Origin of the sequence: Streptomyces sp. NBC_00353, from assembly GCF_036108815.1 — a bacterium.
In the GTDB taxonomy this organism is placed as follows: domain Bacteria; phylum Actinomycetota; class Actinomycetes; order Streptomycetales; family Streptomycetaceae; genus Streptomyces.
Genome location: NZ_CP107985.1, coordinates 7821782 through 7839263 on the forward strand (window position 1 = coordinate 7821782; position 17482 = coordinate 7839263).

General features: G+C 69.7%; 14 protein-coding genes. 10 read left to right on the forward strand and 4 right to left on the reverse strand.

Features of this window, described 5'->3' with window-relative positions; genetic code table 11:
- Positions 1-33: 33 nt before the first annotated feature.
- Entirely contained in the window at positions 34-1029 is a 996-nt protein-coding gene (gene corA, locus OHA88_RS35250) for a magnesium/cobalt transporter CorA (protein WP_328628483.1), read from the reverse strand.
- A 59-nt stretch (positions 1030-1088) separates the two neighbouring features.
- On the opposite strand from corA, the gene OHA88_RS35255 reads away from it, so the two are divergent.
- From OHA88_RS35255 to OHA88_RS35275, 5 genes are all read left to right on the forward strand, one after another.
- On the forward strand, positions 1089-1787 hold the full coding sequence (locus OHA88_RS35255) for a histidine phosphatase family protein (RefSeq protein ID WP_326602695.1): 699 nt from the start codon (positions 1089-1091) through the stop codon (positions 1785-1787).
- A gap of 103 nt (positions 1788-1890) precedes the next feature.
- Positions 1891-2481 carry a DUF3090 domain-containing protein gene (locus OHA88_RS35260; protein WP_267006045.1) on the forward strand — a complete coding sequence of 197 codons (591 nt, stop codon included), beginning with the start codon at positions 1891-1893 and terminating at the stop codon, positions 2479-2481.
- Entirely contained in the window at positions 2445-3290 is an 846-nt protein-coding gene (locus tag OHA88_RS35265; RefSeq protein ID WP_328628484.1) for an SCO1664 family protein, read from the forward strand. The genes OHA88_RS35260 and OHA88_RS35265 overlap by 37 nt, the downstream gene beginning before the upstream one ends.
- A 386-nt stretch (positions 3291-3676) precedes the next feature.
- Positions 3677-4906: a cysteine--1-D-myo-inosityl 2-amino-2-deoxy-alpha-D-glucopyranoside ligase gene (mshC, locus tag OHA88_RS35270; protein WP_328628485.1), complete on the forward strand. Its 1230-nt coding sequence runs from the start codon at positions 3677-3679 to the stop codon at positions 4904-4906.
- 119 nt (positions 4907-5025) lie between these two features.
- On the forward strand, positions 5026-8073 hold the full coding sequence (locus tag OHA88_RS35275) for an NPCBM/NEW2 domain-containing protein (RefSeq protein ID WP_328628486.1): 3048 nt from the start codon (positions 5026-5028) through the stop codon (positions 8071-8073).
- A gap of 69 nt (positions 8074-8142) precedes the next feature.
- Here OHA88_RS35275 and OHA88_RS35280 read toward each other — a convergent pair whose 3' ends face one another.
- Entirely contained in the window at positions 8143-9204 is a 1062-nt protein-coding gene (locus OHA88_RS35280; RefSeq protein WP_328628487.1) for a PAC2 family protein, read from the reverse strand.
- A 256-nt stretch (positions 9205-9460) separates the two neighbouring features.
- Between OHA88_RS35280 and OHA88_RS35285 the strand changes: the two genes are divergently transcribed.
- From OHA88_RS35285 to OHA88_RS35305, 5 genes are all read left to right on the forward strand, one after another.
- The gene (locus OHA88_RS35285; protein WP_328628488.1) at positions 9461-10807 is read left to right on the forward strand and encodes an L-fuconate dehydratase; all 1347 of its coding nucleotides are present in this window, start codon (positions 9461-9463) and stop codon (positions 10805-10807) included.
- Positions 10804-11583, forward strand: a complete 780-nt coding sequence (locus OHA88_RS35290; RefSeq protein ID WP_328628489.1) for an SDR family NAD(P)-dependent oxidoreductase — start codon at positions 10804-10806, stop codon at positions 11581-11583. The genes OHA88_RS35285 and OHA88_RS35290 overlap by 4 nt, the downstream gene beginning before the upstream one ends.
- A gap of 88 nt (positions 11584-11671) precedes the next feature.
- On the forward strand, positions 11672-12712 hold the full coding sequence (locus tag OHA88_RS35295; RefSeq protein ID WP_326631636.1) for a sugar ABC transporter substrate-binding protein: 1041 nt from the start codon (positions 11672-11674) through the stop codon (positions 12710-12712).
- Positions 12713-12845: 133 nt separating this feature from the next.
- Positions 12846-14366, forward strand: coding sequence for a sugar ABC transporter ATP-binding protein (locus OHA88_RS35300; protein WP_328628490.1), 1521 nt, complete (start codon positions 12846-12848; stop codon positions 14364-14366).
- Entirely contained in the window at positions 14363-15415 is a 1053-nt protein-coding gene (locus tag OHA88_RS35305) for an ABC transporter permease (protein WP_328628491.1), read from the forward strand. The genes OHA88_RS35300 and OHA88_RS35305 overlap by 4 nt, the downstream gene beginning before the upstream one ends.
- A 124-nt stretch (positions 15416-15539) precedes the next feature.
- Here OHA88_RS35305 and OHA88_RS35310 read toward each other — a convergent pair whose 3' ends face one another.
- Entirely contained in the window at positions 15540-16211 is a 672-nt protein-coding gene (locus tag OHA88_RS35310; RefSeq protein ID WP_328628492.1) for a FadR/GntR family transcriptional regulator, read from the reverse strand.
- A 120-nt stretch (positions 16212-16331) separates the two neighbouring features.
- Positions 16332-17390: an LLM class flavin-dependent oxidoreductase gene (locus tag OHA88_RS35315; protein WP_328628493.1), complete on the reverse strand. Its 1059-nt coding sequence runs from the start codon at positions 17388-17390 to the stop codon at positions 16332-16334.
- Positions 17391-17482: the final 92 nt, after the last annotated feature.

Sequence of the window (17482 nt, forward strand, 5' to 3'; positions counted from 1 at the left end):
TGTCCGTCCGCGTCGTGCGGTTCCGTCGCCGCCTCAGAGCCAGCCGCGGCGCTTGAACATGCGGTGCAGGCCGAAGACCGCACAGCCCATCAGCACGATCACCGTCGGATAGGTCCACACCCAGTGCAGCTCGGGCATGTGGTCGAAGTTCATGCCGTAGATCCCCGCCACCATGGTCGGAACGGCAGCCATGGCCGCCCAGGCCGAGATCTTCCGCATGTCGTCGTTCTGCCGCAGCCCCGTCTGCGCCAGATGTGCGGACAGGATGTCGGAGAGCAGCCGGTCCAGCCCCTCCACATGCTCGTTGGCGCGCGTCAGATGGTCGCTCACGTCCCGGAAGAACGGCTGCGAGTGCTCGTCGACGAACGGCACACTGGCACCCGCCAGCCGGCCCATGGGTGCGCTCAGCGGGCCGGTGGCCCGGCGGAACTCCAGCACCTGCCGCTTAAAGGTGTAGATGCGCGATGCGGTGTTCTTGGTGTCCACGCTGCCGCTCGGTGCGAACACCTCGGTCTCCAGCTCCTCCAGGTCGACCTGGAGCTCGGCCGCCACGTCGATGTAGTGGTCGACGACGGCGTCGCTGACCGCGTACAGCACCGAGGTCGGCCCGTGCCTGAGCACCTCCGGTTCGGCCTCCAGCCGGCGCCGTACCTCGGCGAGCGGCGCACCCTCCCCGTGCCGGACCGTCACGACGAACGAATCGCCTATGAAGAGCATCAGCTCGTCGGTGCTGACCGTGTCGCTCTCCGGCTCGTACACCACCGGCTTGATGACCACGAAGAGGGAGTCGTCGTACACCTCCAGCTTGGGCCGCTGGTGCGCGCTCAGCGCGTCCTCCACGGCCAGCGGGTGCAGCCCGAACTCGCTGCTGACGAGGTCGAACTCCTTCTCCGTGGGCTCGTGCAGTCCGATCCAGAGAAAAGCGTCCCCGGTGGCCCGTGCCTCGTCGAGGGCATCGGAGAAATCGGCGGGTCCGTCGGTACGACGCCCGTCCCGGTAGATGGCACAGTCCACAATCACGGCGCGCATTCTTCCCTGCTCCGGGCCCTGGCGCACCTTCCGGGGAACGTCGGCCTACGCTGGCCCGTATGCCCACCCTGATCCTTGTACGCCACGGACGCTCCACCGCCAACACGGCCGGGGTACTCGCGGGCCGGACCCCAGGTGTCGCGCTCGACGAGCGCGGCGCCGCGCAGGCCGCCGCGTTGCCCGGGCGACTCGCCTCACTGACCCTCGCCGCCGTCGTCAGCAGCCCCCTGCAGCGGTGCCGGGAGACGATGCAGCCGCTGCTCGACGCCCGGCCCGGGCTGCCGCTGCACACCGAGGAGCGGATCAGCGAGTGCGACTACGGAGACTGGGCGGGGCGCAAACTCGCGGAACTCACCGACGAGCCGCTGATGGCCGTCGTGCAACAGCACCCCTCGGCCGCGGCGTTCCCCGGCGGCGAGTCGATGCGCGCCATGCAGGCGCGTGCCGTCGACGCCGTACGGGACTGGAACGCCCGGATCGAGGCCGAGCACGGCGACGGAGCCGTGTACGTCATGTGCTCGCACGGCGACATCATCAAGTCCCTCGTCGCCGACGCACTCGGGATGCACCTCGACCTCTTCCAGCGGATCCAGGCCGAACCCTGCTCGGTCACCGCGATCCGGTACACCCGGCTGCGGCCCTTCCTGCTGCGGCTCGGCGACACCGGGGACTTCGCCTCGCTGGAGCCGCGCGAACAGAGTGCAGGCACCGATGCGGATACGGATGCGACGGTCGGGGGCGGCGCTGGGGCGCCGTGATCGCTTCGCGCAGTAGGGTGGACGCTCCGTAGGCGCCTCTCCGGGGGACTTCCCGGACCCCGGCCGCCCCTCATTTGCCGTCAATACTCAAGGGAGACAGGACGTGTCCCGTCAGGTGTTCCTCTACGACCCCCCGGACCGCTTCGTGGCCGGTACGGTCGGGCTGCCTGGACGTCGTACGTTCTTCCTGCAGGCCTCCTCAGGCGGACGTGTCACCAGCGTGGCCCTGGAGAAGACCCAGGTCGCCGCGCTCGCCGAACGGATCGACGAGCTGCTCGACGAGGTGGTGCGGCGGACCGGCGGGAACTCACCGGTGCCCGCCGTGGCACCGCTGGATGTGACCGACACCGCGCCGCTGGACGTGCCCGTCGAGGAGGAGTTCCGGGTCGGCACCATGGCACTCGCCTGGGACGGCGAGGAGCAGCGCATGATCGTCGAGGCTCAGGCCCTGGTCGAGCTGGACGCGGACTCCGACGACGATCTCGCGGAGGCCGAGGAGCGGATGCTGCAGGACGAGGAGAACGGTCCGCCGATGCTCCGGGTCCGGCTCAGCGGCGCGCAGGCCCGCGCGTTCGCCAAGCGCGCCCTGGACGTCGTCAACGCCGGCCGTCCGCCGTGCCCGCTGTGCAGCCTGCCGCTCGACCCGGAAGGACATGTATGCCCGCGCCAGAACGGATACCGCCGGGGAGCCTGACGGACGCCGAGCTGGTCGACCTGCTCACCAAGGGACAGCTCACCGTCCTCGGACAGGTCCGAGGGGCGTCCAACGCGGTGCTCTACTGCACCGTCGCGTACGAGGGCGAGGAACGGACCTGCGTCTACAAGCCCGTCGCCGGGGAACAGCCGCTGTGGGACTTCCCCGACGGCACGCTCGCCCAGCGGGAGGTCGCCGCGTACGAGATCTCCGAGGCGATGGGGTGGGGGCTGGTGCCGCCGACCGTGCTGAGGGACGGACCGTACGGGGAGGGCATGTGCCAGCTGTGGATCGAGGCGCCTGCCGGGGAATCGGCGGACGGCGACTCCCCGCTGCTGGCGCTCGTCGAGGACGAGGAGCCGGCGGACGGGTGGAAGGCCGTCGCCCTCGCCGAGGTGGGCGAGGGGAAGACGGCCCTGCTGGTGCACGCGGACGACCCCAGGCTGCGGAGGCTCGCGGTGCTCGACGCGGTGATCAACAACGGTGACCGCAAGGGCGGTCACCTGCTGCCCGCGCCCGGCGGCCGGCTGTACGGCATCGACCACGGTGTGACATTCAACTCGGACGACAAGCTGCGGACGCTGCTGTGGGGGTGGGCGGGCGAGCCGTTGACGGCCGAGGCCGTAGAGGTGCTGGGGCGGTTGGCGGAGGAACTCGTGCCGGGGACGGCGCTGGTCACCCGGTTGGCGGAGCTGATCACTGCGGTGGAGATCGATGCGTTGCGGGGGAGGGTGGCGGCGCTGCGGGTGGCGGGGCGGCATCCGGAGCCGAGTGGGGGGTGGCCGTCCATACCGTGGCCGCCGGTGTGACGGGGGCGTTGCGCTTCCCCTGCCCGTCCCTTCCCTGAACCGGGACTCCGCCCCTGACCCCGGTGTCCTCAGGCGCCGGACGGGCTGGATTCCTCGAGGCCGGCCCGGACCCCGCTCCTCGAGTCGAGCGCCGGAGGCTGGACGGCCGGACCGGCTGGAATCGGCGGTCGGGCCGGGACGGCCACATCGAGCCCGTCCGGTGATCCAGGACATCTTTTTCGGCCCGCCCGGCGTCCGAGGACGTCTTTCAGGAGGCCCGGGGCCGTGCCCCGGCTGGGGAAGGGGCGGGGCGGGGAGCGAACACCCGGCACGCGCAAGACCGCCTCTCCGGCCAGGATCCCGTATCCGGTTCGTATCCGGAAGCAACGTCCGGTTACGCTCATGGCATGCATGCCTGGCCCGCTTCTGAGGTCCCCGCCCTGCCTGGCAAGGGCCGCGACCTTCGGATCCACGACACCGCGACCGGCGGACGGATCACTCTTGACCCCGGTCCCGTCGCCCGCATCTACGTCTGCGGCATCACGCCGTACGACGCGACCCACATGGGTCATGCGGCGACCTACAACGCGTTCGACCTCGTTCAGCGCGTGTGGCTCGACACCAAGCGGCAGGTTCACTATGTCCAGAATGTGACCGACGTGGACGATCCGCTGCTGGAGCGGGCCGTGCGCGACGGTCAGGACTGGACCGAGCTCGCAGAACGCGAGACGGCCCTCTTCCGCGAGGACATGACCGCCCTGCGGATGCTTCCGCCGGAGCACTACATCGGCGCGGTGGAGGCGATACCCGGCATCGTCCCGCTCGTCGAACGCCTCCGGGACGCCGGCGCCGCCTACGAGCTCGACGGCGATGTGTACTTCTCCGTCGAGGCCGACCCGCACTTCGGCGAGGTGTCCAACCTGGACGCCGAGGCGATGCGGCTGCTCTCCGCGGAGCGCGGTGGCGACCCGGAGCGCCCGGGCAAGAAGAACCCGCTCGACCCGATGCTGTGGATGGCCGCCCGCGAGGGCGAGCCGAGCTGGGACGGGGCCTCGCTCGGCCCGGGCCGGCCCGGCTGGCACATCGAGTGCGTGGCCATCGCCCTGGACCACCTCGGCATGGGCTTCGACGTCCAGGGAGGCGGGTCCGACCTCGCTTTCCCGCACCACGAGATGGGCGCCTCGCACGCCCAGGTGCTGACCGGCGAGCACCCGTTCGCAAAGGCGTACGTGCACGCCGGGATGGTGGCCCTGGACGGCGAGAAGATGTCGAAGTCCCGGGGCAACCTGGTCTTCGTATCGGCGCTGCGCCGGGACGGTGTGGACCCGGCCGCGATCCGGCTGGCCCTCCTCTCGCACCACTACCGGTCGGACTGGGAGTGGACCGATCAGGTGCTCGCCGACGCCGTCGAGCGGCTCGGACGGTGGCGTTCCGCCGTCTCCCGGCCCGATGGGCTGTCCGCCGACGTCCTGGTCGAGGAGGTCCGTGAGGCCCTCGCCGACGACCTGGACGCCCCGGCCGCCCTGGCCGCCGTGGACCGCTGGGCCGAGCGCCAGATCGCCGAGGGCGGTACGGACGAGGGCGCACCCGGTCTTGTGTCGCGCACCGTCGACGCGCTGCTGGGTGTCGCGCTCTAGACCGCTGTAACAACTCGTCTGTTTCCGTCCGGTGACCGGCCTTGGACTTCTCCACGAAGTTCGGGGCCGGTTCTGTTTTGTCCATGGTCAAATGCTCGCGGCTGCGCTAAAAGCGCTCTATGCAATCATCAACGCGCATCAGAGTGGCGGCAGTTGCAGCTCTGCTGGGACTGGTCGCCGTCTTCGCGGGACCTGGCAGCGCACAGGCCGAGTCGGCCGAGCCCGACGCCACGACGGTCGGTGATCTCACCGGCTTCCTTGCCGACGGGCCCGTCTACCACCTCGAAGCCGGTGCCGCCGAGGCCCGCGTCAGCTTCGTCTCCGCCGAGACCTTCCGCATCGAACTGGCTCCGGACGGTACGTTCGCCGACCCGACCGGCGACGACATAGTCCTGCCGCAGGGCGCCCCGCCGCACACCCGGTGGAAGGAGAGGAGCGACCGCTACGAACTCTCCACCGGCAGCATCACCCTGCGCGCCTACAAGTCGCCGCTGCGCTTCGAACTCCGGCGGGCCGACGGCAGCCTCGTCTGGTCCGAGGCCAAGGGGCTGAGCTGGGACGGGAAGCGGACCACCCAGACCCTGGCCCGCGGCGCCGACGAGCAGTTCTACGGCGCCGGGATGCAGAACGGCCGCGGCAACACCTCGCACCGGGGCCAGACCGTCGAGGTCGGCGTCGACTACAACTGGGACGACGGGGGCCACCCCAACTCAGTGCCGTTCTACCTCTCCTCGGCCGGATACGGCGTCTTCCGCAACACCTACGCACCCAACACCTACGCGTTCACCGACCCGGTGACCACCAGCGCACAGGAACAGCGCTTCGACGCCTACTACTTCGCCGGCGACGACGCCAAGGACGTCATCGGCCAGTACACGAAGCTCACCGGCAAGCCCTTCCTGCCGCCCGTGTACGGAATGGAGATCGGCGACGCCGACTGCTATCTGCACAACGCCAACCGTGGCGAGCGCCGCACCCTGGACGCCCTGAAGGTCGCCGACGGTTACGTCGAGCACGACATGCCGAACGGCTGGATGCTCGTCAACGACGGCTACGGCTGCGGCTACGAGGACCTCGCCGAGACCTCCAAGGGCCTCCAGGACCGCGGCATGCAGCTCGGGCTGTGGACCGAGGACGGCATCGACAAGATCGCCGACCAGGTCAAGGCCGGTCAGCGGGTGGCCAAGCTCGACGTCGCGTGGGTCGGCTCGGGCTACAAGTTCGCTCTCGACGGCTGCAAGGACGCGTACAAGGGCATCGAGGACAACAGCGACGCCCGCGGCTTCACATACGCCCCCGAGAGCTGGTCGGGGGCGCAGCGCTGCGGCGTCCAGTGGTCCGGTGACCAGTACGGCACCTGGGACTACATCCGCTGGCAGATCCCGACCTATGCGGGCGCCACGATGTCCGGCCTCGCCTACACCACCGGCGACGTGGACGGCATCTTCGGCGGCAGCGCCAAGACGTACACCCGTGACCTGCAGTGGAAGATGTTCCTCGGCACCACGATGACCATGGACGGCTGGGCGGCCAGCGACAAGCAGCCCTACCGGTACGGCGAGCCGTACACCACCATCAACCGCGACTACCTCAAGCTCAAGGAGTCGCTGCTGCCGTACCAGTACTCGTACGCACACGAGGCGACCAAGACCGGCGTCGGCATGGTGCGCCCGCTCGTCCTCGAGTACCCGGACGACCCCAAGGCGGCGACGGACGCGGCGAAGTACGAGTTCATGTCCGGCGAGGACTTCCTCGTCGCACCCGTCTACCAGGACAGCACCCGCCGCGACGGGATCTATCTGCCGAAGGGCACCTGGATCGACCACTGGAGCGGCCGGACGTACGAGGGGCCGACCACCGTCGACCACTACAGCGCCCCGCTCGACACCCTCCCGCTCTTCGTGAAGGCCGGTGCCGCCGTGCCGATGTGGCCGGGCATCCGCTCGTACCAGGACCGCACGAGCGACTCCTCGCTGGCCTGGGACATCTACCCGCAGGGCAGGTCCTCCTTCACGCTGTACGAGGACGACGGCGTCACCCGCCAACACCGCGACGGCAAGTACGCCACCCAGCGGGCCGACGTCGACGCACCCGTCCGGGGCGCGGGCGACATCACCGTGAACATCGGTGAGAGCAAGGGGGACTTCACCGGCAAGCAGAGCAGGCGACCGTACGAGTTCAGCGTGCACACCGGGTCGGCACCGAGGACCGTCGAGCTGAACGGCACACTGCCCCGGCTGGGCTCCGCGGCCGCGTACCGGACCGCGAAGCAGGGCTGGTGGTACGACCAGGACGACCGCGGTGGTGTGGTGAAGATCAAGACCGCGCCGCTGAGCACAGAACGGAAGTTCAGCCTGAAGCTGGAGGGCACCAGCGCCGTCGGTGGCAGGAAGGCGTCCGCCACGGCCGTCGTCTCCGCGCCGGACGCGCAGGAGGTCGGAGCGGGAGTCGAGGGCACCGTGGCCGTCGATGTCACCGCGGGCAGCGCCGATGTGACGGACGCCGCGGTCACCCTGGACGTCCCCGAGGGCTGGCAGGTCACCCCGGCGAAGACCGGGGACCGGATCCCGGCGGGCACCACCCGACGGGTCGAGCTGGCAGTCACTCCGGCGAAGGACGCCGTGGCCGGGGAGGCCCGGATCAGCGCGGTCGCCCGCTACCGGGCGGCGGGTGAAGCCCGTACCACCGTCCAGCGGTTCGCGGCCGCGGTGATGCCCCAGCCCCCGACCGCCGACACCTGGGCGAGCGATCTGGTCTGGCTGAAGTCGACCAACGGCTACGGGCCGGCCGAGCGCGACCGCAGCAACGGTGAGTCGGGTGCGACCGACGGGCACACCCTCACCCTCGCCGGGAAGACGTACGAGAAGGGGATCGGTTCTCACGCCGACTCCGACATCGAGGTCTATCTCGGCGGGCGCTGCACCACGTTCACCGCCGACGCGGGGATCGACGACGAGATCAACGGTTACGGCGAAGTGGCCTTCTCCGTCGAGGCGGACGGCAAGGTGCTGTGGACGTCGCCGAAGGTGACCGGGGCGTCGGCGACCGTGCCGGTCGAGGTGGACGTTGCCGGTGCGCGCCATGTGCACCTGAAGGTCACCGACACCAACGGTTCCAAGACCGGTGACCACGGGGACTGGGCCGCGGCGCGGTTCAGCTGTTCCTGACAGCGCGGCGCCGGGCGGGTCCCACCCGCCCGGCGCTCGACCGGTCGCGACGGACTGCCGTGCCGTTCCTCAGTCCTCCGATGAATCCGGCGTATCCGATGAATCTCCGGGACCGGGACCGGTGTCGTCGTCGGAGGGCCTGTCCGGAGCGGACTCGCCCGTGGCTCCCTGCGGCGGTCCCGGCTCCGGCTTCGGCGGCTTCGGCGGCCTGGTCCGGCCGCTCGAAGTGTCACGCAGATACGAGGCGTCGCCGCTCTCGGTGGCATGCCCGCCGGGCGCCTGGCCGGGCGCGACGTCCCGGCGCCGCAGATACCGCTCGAATTCCCGAGCGATGGCCTCGCCGGACGCCTCGGGAAGCTCCGCGGTGTCCCTGGCCTCCTCCAGCGTCTGCACATACTCGGCCACTTCGCTGTCCTCAGCGGCCAGTTGGTCGACCCCGAGCTGCCAGGCCCGTGCGTCCTCGGGCAGTTCGCCCAGGGGGATGCGCAGCCCGATCAGGTCCTCCAGGCGGTTCAGCAGCGCCATGGTCGCCTTCGGGTTCGGCGGTTGCGACACATAGTGCGGCACCGCCGCCCACAGGCTCACCGCGGGCACACCGGCATGCGTGCAGGCCTCCTGGAGGATGCCGACGATGCCCGTCGGGCCCTCGTACCGGGTCTCCTCCAGGTCCATGGTCCGCGCCAGATCCGGGTCGGAGGTGACTCCGCTGACCGGTACGGGGCGAGTGTGCGGGGTGTCGCCGAGCAGTGCGCCCAGGACCACCACCATCTCCACGCCCAGCTCATGGGCGAAGCCCAGGAGCTCGTTGCAGAACGAGCGCCAGCGCATCGACGGCTCGATACCGCGGACCAGGACGAGATCGCGGGGTTTGTCCCCGCCGACGCGGACCACGGAGAGCCGGGTGGTGGGCCAGGTGATCTTTCGCACCCCGCCGTCCAGCCACACCGTCGGCCGGTTGACCTGGAAGTCGTAGTAGTCCTCGGCGTCGAGCGCCGCGAACACCTCGCCCTTCCACTCCCGGTCCAGGTGCGCGACCGCTGTGGAAGCGGCGTCACCTGCGTCGTTCCATCCCTCGAACGCGGCCACCATGACCGGGTCGATCAGCTCGGGAACCCCCTCGAGCTCGATCACCCAGGCCTCCTTCCGAAGTTCCCTTGCGTACGCACCAACCTTACGGCTTCCGGCCTCTCCCGCCGCAGCCCCTGTGCACGGCCGGGTGAACCCGGCCCCGCGGGGTGCATCACCGGTCCAACCAGGGCGTCAGTCTCCGAATTCATCCGAGCTGTGTCCCGGGGATTTCGTCTCAACTCTGGACGTTGGGGCTGTCGCACCGCTATACATCGGATGACCAGAACAGAGGTCCGATGTTATTCCCCTGGGGGCGCACATGAGTCAGACCGTCACGGACTTCGAGGTCCACGACATCCGCTTTCCGACCTCGGAGCAACTGGACGGCTCGGACGCCATGAACCCCGATCCCGACTACTCCGCCGCCTATGTCGTCCTGCGTACCGATACCCCGCTCGGCTCGGAAGCAGACGGGACCGTCATCGAGGGCCATGGCTTCTGCTTCACCATCGGACGCGGCAACGAGGTCATGGCAGCCGCCATCGAAGCGTTGCGACCGTACGTGATCGGGCGCCCGGCTCCCCGTACCGCGGCCGATCTCGGCGCGCTGTACCGCGAGCTCACCCATGACTCGCAACTGCGCTGGCTCGGCCCCGAGAAGGGCGTGATGCACATGGCGGCCGGCGCGGTCATCAACGCCGCCTGGGACCTGGCCGCCAAGCAGGCGGGCCGACCCGTCTGGCAGTTCCTCTCCGAAATGACGCCGCAGGAGCTCGTCTCCCTCGTCGACTTCCGTTACCTCACCGACGTCCTCACCCCCGGCGAGGCACTCGAAATCCTGCAAGCCGCCGAACCGGGCCGCACCGAGCGCGCCGAACGGCTGCGCGCCGAGGGCTACCCCGCGTACACCACCTCGCCCGGCTGGCTCGGCTACTCCGACGACAAACTGGTCCGGCTTGCGAAGGAGGCCGTCGCCGACGGCTTCACCCAGATCAAGCTGAAGGTCGGCGGAGACCTCGGCGACGACATCCGCAGACTCGCCCTGGCCCGGGAGGCCGTCGGACCGGACATCAGGATCGCCGTCGACGCCAACCAGCGGTGGGACGTCGCCGACGCGGTGGAGTGGATGACCGCGCTCGCGCCGTACGACCCGCACTGGATCGAGGAACCGACCAGCCCCGACGACATACTCGGCCACGCCGCCGTACGGGCCGGCCAGCCGGTCAAGGTCGCCACCGGTGAACACGTCGCCAACCGCGTCGTGTTCAAGCAGCTGCTCCAGGCCGGCGCGGTCGACTTCGTCCAGATCGACGCCGCGCGCGTGGCGGGCGTCAACGAGAACCTGGCGATCCTGCTGCTCGCCGCCAAGTTCGGCGTGCCGGTCTGCCCGCACGCGGGCGGCGTCGGACTGTGCGAGCTGGTGCAGCACCTGTCGATGTTCGACTATGTGGCCGTCTCCGGCAGCTGGGAGAACCGCGTGATCGAGTACGTCGACCATCTCCACGAACACTTCGCCGACCCCACCGTGATCGAAGCGGGGCGCTACGTCGCCCCGCGCTCCCCGGGCTTCTCCGCCCGGATGCTCCCCGCCTCGATCACCGCACACCGCTACCCGGAGGGCCCCGTATGGCAGGCCCGCCGCACGCCTGAGGAGGCCGACCGATGACCGGTACAAGGGACTTCGACGGGATGTCCGCCCTGGTGACAGGCGGCGCCTCCGGTATCGGGGCCGCCGTCGCGACCCTGCTGCTGGAGCGCGGCGCGGACGTCGCCGTACTCGACCGGGAGACCGCAGGCGCCCCCACGGGCACGCTCGCCCTCAAGGCGGACGTCACCGACGACGACGCCGTACGCGACGCGGTCGGCCGGGCCGCCGCCGAACTGGGAGGTCTGCACACCCTGGTCTCCAACGCGGGCATCGGCTCCATCGGCACCGTCGAGGACAACGACGACGACGAGTGGACCCGCGTCCTCGACATCAACGTCCTCGGCATGGTCCGCACCGCCCGGCACGCCCTGCCCCATCTGCGCCGCGCGGCCGCCGACCGTCCCGGTGCCGTCTCCATCACCCAGACCTGCTCCATCGCGGCGACCGCCGGGCTGCCGCAACGCGCCCTGTACAGCGCCAGCAAGGGTGCGGTCCTGTCACTGACCCTCGCCATGGCCGCCGACCACGTCCGCGAAGGAGTACGTGTCAACTGTGTCAACCCCGGTACCGCGGACACCCCGTGGATCGGCCGGCTCCTGGGTCAGGCCGACGACCCGGCAGCCGAGCGCGCCGCCCTCAACGCCCGCCAGCCGCTGGGACGGCTGGTCTCGGCCGACGAGGTGGCCGCCGCGATCGTCTACCTGGCGAGCCCCGCCGCCGCATCGATCACCGGGACGGCACTCGCCGTCGACGGCGGCATGCAGGGCCTGCGGCTTCGGCCCGCCGCCGACTGACCCCGCTCCACCAGCCCTTGAGCCGACCCATGCACCAGTCTTTGCCAATCCAGCACCGAGCCGGTACTCCACAAAGGACGGGACACCAATGAGAGTGCGTACGACAAGTGCGGCAGCCTGCGCCGTACTGCTGGCCGTCACTGCCCTCGCGGGCTGCAACCGCGAGTCCACCGACGACGGCGCCGGTGCCGGGAAGGTCGGTATCGACCTGCCGCGCAGCGACAGCGACTTCTGGAACTCGTACCAGAGCTACATCGAGAAGGGCGTGAAGGCCGGCGACGTCAAGGCACTGCCGCTGACCAACTCCCAGAACGACATCGGCAAGCTCGTCGCCAACGTCCAGACCTTCACCGACCAGGGCGCCAAGGCCGTGGTGATGGCCCCGCAGGACACCGGCGCCATCGCCGAGTCGCTGAACACCCTGAACGACAAGAAGATCCCGGTCGTCAGCGTCGACACCCGCCCCGACAAGGGCAACGTCTACATGGTGGTGCGCGCAGACAACAAGGCGTACGGCACCAACGCCTGCAAGTACCTCGGCGAGCAGCTGAAGGGCAAGGGCAAGGTCGTCGAGTTCCAGGGCGACCTGTCCTCGATCAACGGCCGTGACCGGTCCCAGGCGTTCAAGGCCTGCATGGACAAGGACTACCCGGGCATCAAGGTCTTCGAGCTGGCCACCGACTGGAAGGGCGACGTGGCGTCCGCCAAACTCCAGTCGACGCTCGCCGCGCACCCCGACATCAACGGCATCTACATGCAGGCCGGCGGTGTCTTCCTGCAGCCCACGCTCGCGCTCCTGGAACAGAAGAAGCTGCTGAAGCCGGCCGGTACGGCGGGGCACATCACGATCATCTCGAACGACGGCATCCCGGAGGAGTTCGACGCCATCAGGGCGGGGAAGATCGACGCGACGATCTCCCAGCCCGCCGACCTGTACGCGAAGTACGCCCTGTACTACGCCAAGGCGGCCCTGGACGGCAAGACCTTCAAGGAAGGCCCGACCGACCACGACTCGAACATCATCAAGATTCCCAATGGTTTCGAGGACCAACTTCCCGCGCCCCTGGTGACCAAGGACAACGTGGACGACCCGAAACTGTGGGCCAACCAGCTGGAGAAGAAGAGCTAGCCGTGACTCCTCCCTCTCGTTGCCGAGAGGGCTTCCCTCCCGGCAACGAAGAGCCGGGACGCGGCCAAGCCCTGACCGCCGCCCGAAGGCAGGTCATCGACGTTACTACAGCGCCTCGCTGAGAAGGGTTCTGATGGAAAAGGCACCACCTGCCGTACAGGCGGAAGGCGTCGTCAAACGCTTCGGGCCCACCGTCGCGCTCGACGGTGTGCAGCTCACCGTGCGGCCCGGCGAGTCCCATGCCCTCGTCGGCCGTAACGGCGCGGGCAAGTCCACCCTGGTCGGCGTGCTGACCGGACTGCACAAGGCGGACGCGGGGACGGTCCGGTTCGGCGGGGAGCCCGCGCCCGCCTTCGGGGACACGACGGCCTGGCAGTCGAAGGTCGCATGCGTCTACCAGAAGTCCATGGTCGTCCCCGATCTGACCGTCGCCGAGAATCTCTTTCTCGGCCGGCTGGACGACGAGTCGCGCTGGATCAGCTGGGGGAGGCTCCGCAAGCGCGCGGAGGAGCTCCTCGCCGAGTACGGGGTACAGGTCGACCCCCGCACCCGGGCCGGCGATCTCGCCGTGGAACAGCGGCAGTTCGTCGAGATCGCCCGGGCGCTGTCCTTCGGCGCCCGGCTGGTCGTCCTCGACGAACCCACCGCCCAGCTCGACGCCCGGGGCATCGGCCGGCTCTTCGACAAGCTCCGGGAACTGCAGAGCCAGGGAGTGGCGTTCCTGTTCATCTCCCACCATCTGCAGGAGGTGTACGAACTGTGCACCGCGGTCACCGTCTACCGCGACGCCCGCCATGTCCTGACCGCCCCGGTCGCCGACCTCGCCAAGAGCGAACTGGTCGCGGCGATGACCGGCGAGCAGGGCGGCGGATCCGCCGCCTGGCACGCGGGAGGTGTGCCGGCGGCGGTGCGGGACGAGTCGGCGGAGCCCGTACTGCGTACGGAAGGACTCGCCCTGGAGGGCCAGTTCGAGCCGCTGGACCTTCAGGTCCGTCCCGGCGAGGTGCTCGGTCTCGCCGGTTCTGCGGCCAGCGGCAACACCGCGCTCGGTGAGACGCTCGCCGGGATGCGCAAGGCGACCGGCGGCACGGTCCGCGTACACGGGAGGTCCGTGCGGTCCGGCAGCGTGCCGCACGCGCTGGACGCCGGGATCGGCTACATCCCTGAGGACCGGCACGACCAGGGACTCGTCCTCGGGCGCAGCGTCGCCGAGAACGCCACGCTCACGGTCACCGACCAGCTCGGACCGTGGGGGACCGTACTGCCCTCCCGTACCCGGGAGTTCGCACAGTCGATGATCGAGTCGCTGGACATCAAGACTCAGGGTCCCGAACAGCCTGTCGCCGGGCTCTCCGGCGGCAATCAGCAGAAGGTGGTGGTCGCGCGCGCACTGGCCCGCAAGCCGAGCGTGCTGGTCGCGGTCCGGCCTACCGCGGGTGTGGACGTCAAGTCCAAGGACTCGCTGCTCGGAGTCGTCCGGCGGGTCGCCGACGAGGGCAATGCCGCAGTCGTCGTCTCGGACGAGCTGGACGATCTGCGGGTCTGTGACCGGGTGCTCGCCCTGTTCCACGGGCGTGTGGTCGGGACATTCGCAAGCGGGTGGACCGACGGGGAACTCGTCGCCGCCATGGAAGGTGTGGGGGAAAGGGAATGACCGGCACGATACGGCCACCGGCGGCCGGCGACATCAACGGAGGACCGAAGGGCGGGCTGGGCGAGGACAGCCCGCTGAGCCGGCTCAGGCTGATCCGGTGGAGCGACTTCTCCCTGGTTCCGGTGATCCTGGTGCTGATGGTGATCGGGTTCATCGTCTCGCCGGTGTTCCTCACCTCCGACAACCTGATCGGCGTCGTCCAGCAGTCCTCCGAGCTCAGCCTGCTGGTCCTCGGCCAGGCACTGATCCTCATCTGCGGACGGATGGACCTGTCACTGGAGTCGACGATCGGCATCGCGCCGGTCGTCGCGATGTGGCTGGTCCTGCCCACCGAGGGCGGCCGCTTCGCCGGCCTCGGTCTGCTGCCCACCTGGTCGGCGATCCCGCTCTGTCTGCTGGTGGGCCTCGCGATCGGTGCGGTCAACGGCTTTCTGATGCTGAAGCTGCGGGTCAACGGCTTCATCGCGACGCTCGGCATGCTCACCATGCTGCGCGGCCTCCACATCGGCATCACCGAGGGCAAGTCCATCACCGACGTCCCGGAGTCGTTCCGCTACCTCGGCAAGAGCGAGTGGCTCGGCGCACCGGCCGCCGTCTGGATCTGCCTGGTGCTCTTCGCGATCGGCGGCGCGGCGCTGGCCTGGCTGCGCCACGGACGCTCGTTGTACGCGATCGGCGGCAACCCGGAGGCGGCGCGGGCCGCCGGCATCCGGGTCGACCGGGTCACCTGGATCGTGCTTGCCATCGGCGGTCTGCTGGCGGCCTTCGCCGGCATCCTGTACACCGGCCACTACGGTGCGGTCGCCGCGACGCAGGGCAACGGCTGGATCTTCCAGGTGTTCGCCGCGGCGGTCATCGGCGGCATCAGTCTCAAGGGTGGGCGAGGCACGCTGTTCGGTGCGCTGACCGGCGTACTGACGCTGCAGTTGGTGGTCAACGTGATGACCCTGGGCGGCGTCCCGGCGCTGTGGAACCAGTTCCTCAACGGCGCGATCATCATCGTCGCGCTGGTCATCTCGCGCTTCGCGAGCGGTGAGAAGCAGGACTGACCCGTACACCCGCAGACGCCGGCGGGGCTGAGAAGTTCAGCCCCGCCGGCGTCTGCGGCGTGGGGTCGGGGGCGGAGTCCCGGTTCGGGATGTGGCGGGTGGGGGAACAAGCCCGCCGCAGGCGTCACAGCGTCGACCGCAGCCACTGCTCCACGCTCGCCACATGCACCGTCGCCCACGACCGCGCAGCCTCCGTGTCCCGGTCGCGCAGCGCCGACAGGATGGCCCGGTGCTCGTGCAGGGTGCGGCTGACCGCGTCCTCCTGCGTCAGGCCGCGCCAGACGCGGGCCCGGGTCGTCGGCCCGGAGAGACCGTCGAGCAGGGAGCAGAGCACCGAGTTCCCGGACGACTGCACGATGCCGCGGTGGAACTCCAGATCGCAGGCGACCAGCTCCTCCACCGAGGGCTGCGCGCCGAGTGCGTCCAACTGGGAGCTCAGTACGTCGAGTTGGGCCTCGGTGATCCGGGTCGCGGCCATGGCCGTGGCGGCCGGCTCCAGGATCCGGCGGACTGCCAGGAACTCCAGCACCGTGTCGTCGCGGTGGAAGTCCACGACGAAGCTCAGCGCCTCCAGCAGCAGCTGCGGGTCGAGACTGGTGACGTACGTACCGTCGCCCTGCCGGACATCGAGAATGCGGATCAGGGACAGGGCGCGGACCGCCTCGCGCAGCGAGTTGCGGGACAGCCCGAGCTCCGCCGCGAGTTCGCTCTCCTTGGGCAGACGGTCGCCGGGCCGTAGCGCACCCGAGACGATCATTCCCTTGATCTTCTCGATCGCCTCGTCGGTGACAGCCATGACGGTCCTCCTGGATTCGGGCGGGATCAGACCTCGGAAGAAGACATCCGATGTCTCATCTCATTATGGGGGTCGAACCAGGTGGATGAACCGGGTCTGCCGCAGCTGGTGACCGATCCCTCAGTCCCAGAGCGTCGACGGCGCCTCGCGCCGTACCACCGGGGCGATCTCCTCCGTGAACCGCTCCAAGGTCTCGATCTGCTCCTGGTGGCTCAGTCCGAAGGCGTCCACGGAGACCGACTGCAGGTCGTGACCGTACACCTCGTGCCAGCCGAGGATCTTGTCGATGATCTGCTGCGGGCTGCCGATCAGCTGGGGCCCGTCCGCGATGGCTTCCTCGATCGTCCGGAACGGCGTGTTGTACCCCGCCTTCCCCTCCAGGTGGGGACGGAAGGACTGCCTCACCTTCGCCTCGTAAAGCTCCTTGTAGCGCGCCACCGCCTGCTGCGAACCGTCGGCGATCAGTAGCCCGCCCGACCCCGCCGCCACATGCGCCTTCGCCGGATCGTGCCCGTACGCCGCGAACCGTTCCCGGTAGTGGTCGATCAGCCGGGCGTACGCGGCCCGCGGCTGGATGGCGTTGGCGGTGAACAGCGGATCGCCGTGGAAGGCGGCCAGCTCGGGGGAGTTGAGACTGGTCGCGGAGCCGTGCCAGACGCGCGGCAGCCCGGCGTACGGACGCGGCACCGTCGTCACACCCTTCAGGGCCGGCCGGAACTCGCCCTCCCAGTCGACGCCCTCCTCCGTCCACAGCCTTCGCAGCAGCTCGTACTTCTCCTTCTGGAGGTCCCACTGCCGTGCCTCGTCGAGCCCGAAGAGGTCGAAGTGGCCGGCCTCCGCGCCCTTCCCGACGACCAGCTCGATCCGCCCGCGGGAGAGCTGGTCGAGCGTCGCGAAGTCCTCGGCCACCCGCACCGGATCGAGGATCGCGACGACGGTGACGCCGGTCAGCAACCGGATGGTCCGGGTGCGGGCTGCCAGCGCGCCGAGCACCACACCCGGGCTCGACGAGAGGAACGGACCGGCGTGCCGCTCGCCGATCGAGTACGCGTCGAAACCGAGCCGCTCCGCCACCACGCCGGTCTCGATCACCTCCGCGATCCGGTCGGCGGCGGACGGGAGTTCGCCGGTCAGCGGGTGCGGGGCATGGCCGATGAGGGAAAGCACCGAGAACTTCATGACTTCCACTGTCCCCGCGTCACATTGCGCGCGTATGGCGGCTGTGTGGCACGTACACCGGCCGCTCCAGGTCAGCGGGCACGGGCACACGG

Coding starts and splice junctions, on each gene's coding strand:
- corA (WP_328628483.1), bottom strand. CDS start 1,029: ATGCGCGCCGTGATTGTGGACTGTGCCATCTACCGGGACGGGCGTCGT.
- OHA88_RS35255 (WP_326602695.1), top strand. CDS start 1,089: ATGCCCACCCTGATCCTTGTACGCCACGGACGCTCCACCGCCAACACG.
- OHA88_RS35265 (WP_328628484.1), top strand. CDS start 2,445: ATGCCCGCGCCAGAACGGATACCGCCGGGGAGCCTGACGGACGCCGAG.
- mshC (WP_328628485.1), top strand. CDS start 3,677: ATGCATGCCTGGCCCGCTTCTGAGGTCCCCGCCCTGCCTGGCAAGGGC.
- OHA88_RS35275 (WP_328628486.1), top strand. CDS start 5,026: ATGCAATCATCAACGCGCATCAGAGTGGCGGCAGTTGCAGCTCTGCTG.
- OHA88_RS35285 (WP_328628488.1), top strand. CDS start 9,461: ATGAGTCAGACCGTCACGGACTTCGAGGTCCACGACATCCGCTTTCCG.
- OHA88_RS35290 (WP_328628489.1), top strand. CDS start 10,804: ATGACCGGTACAAGGGACTTCGACGGGATGTCCGCCCTGGTGACAGGC.
- OHA88_RS35295 (WP_326631636.1), top strand. CDS start 11,672: ATGAGAGTGCGTACGACAAGTGCGGCAGCCTGCGCCGTACTGCTGGCC.
- OHA88_RS35300 (WP_328628490.1), top strand. CDS start 12,846: ATGGAAAAGGCACCACCTGCCGTACAGGCGGAAGGCGTCGTCAAACGC.
- OHA88_RS35305 (WP_328628491.1), top strand. CDS start 14,363: ATGACCGGCACGATACGGCCACCGGCGGCCGGCGACATCAACGGAGGA.
- OHA88_RS35310 (WP_328628492.1), bottom strand. CDS start 16,211: ATGGCTGTCACCGACGAGGCGATCGAGAAGATCAAGGGAATGATCGTC.
- OHA88_RS35315 (WP_328628493.1), bottom strand. CDS start 17,390: ATGAAGTTCTCGGTGCTTTCCCTCATCGGCCATGCCCCGCACCCGCTG.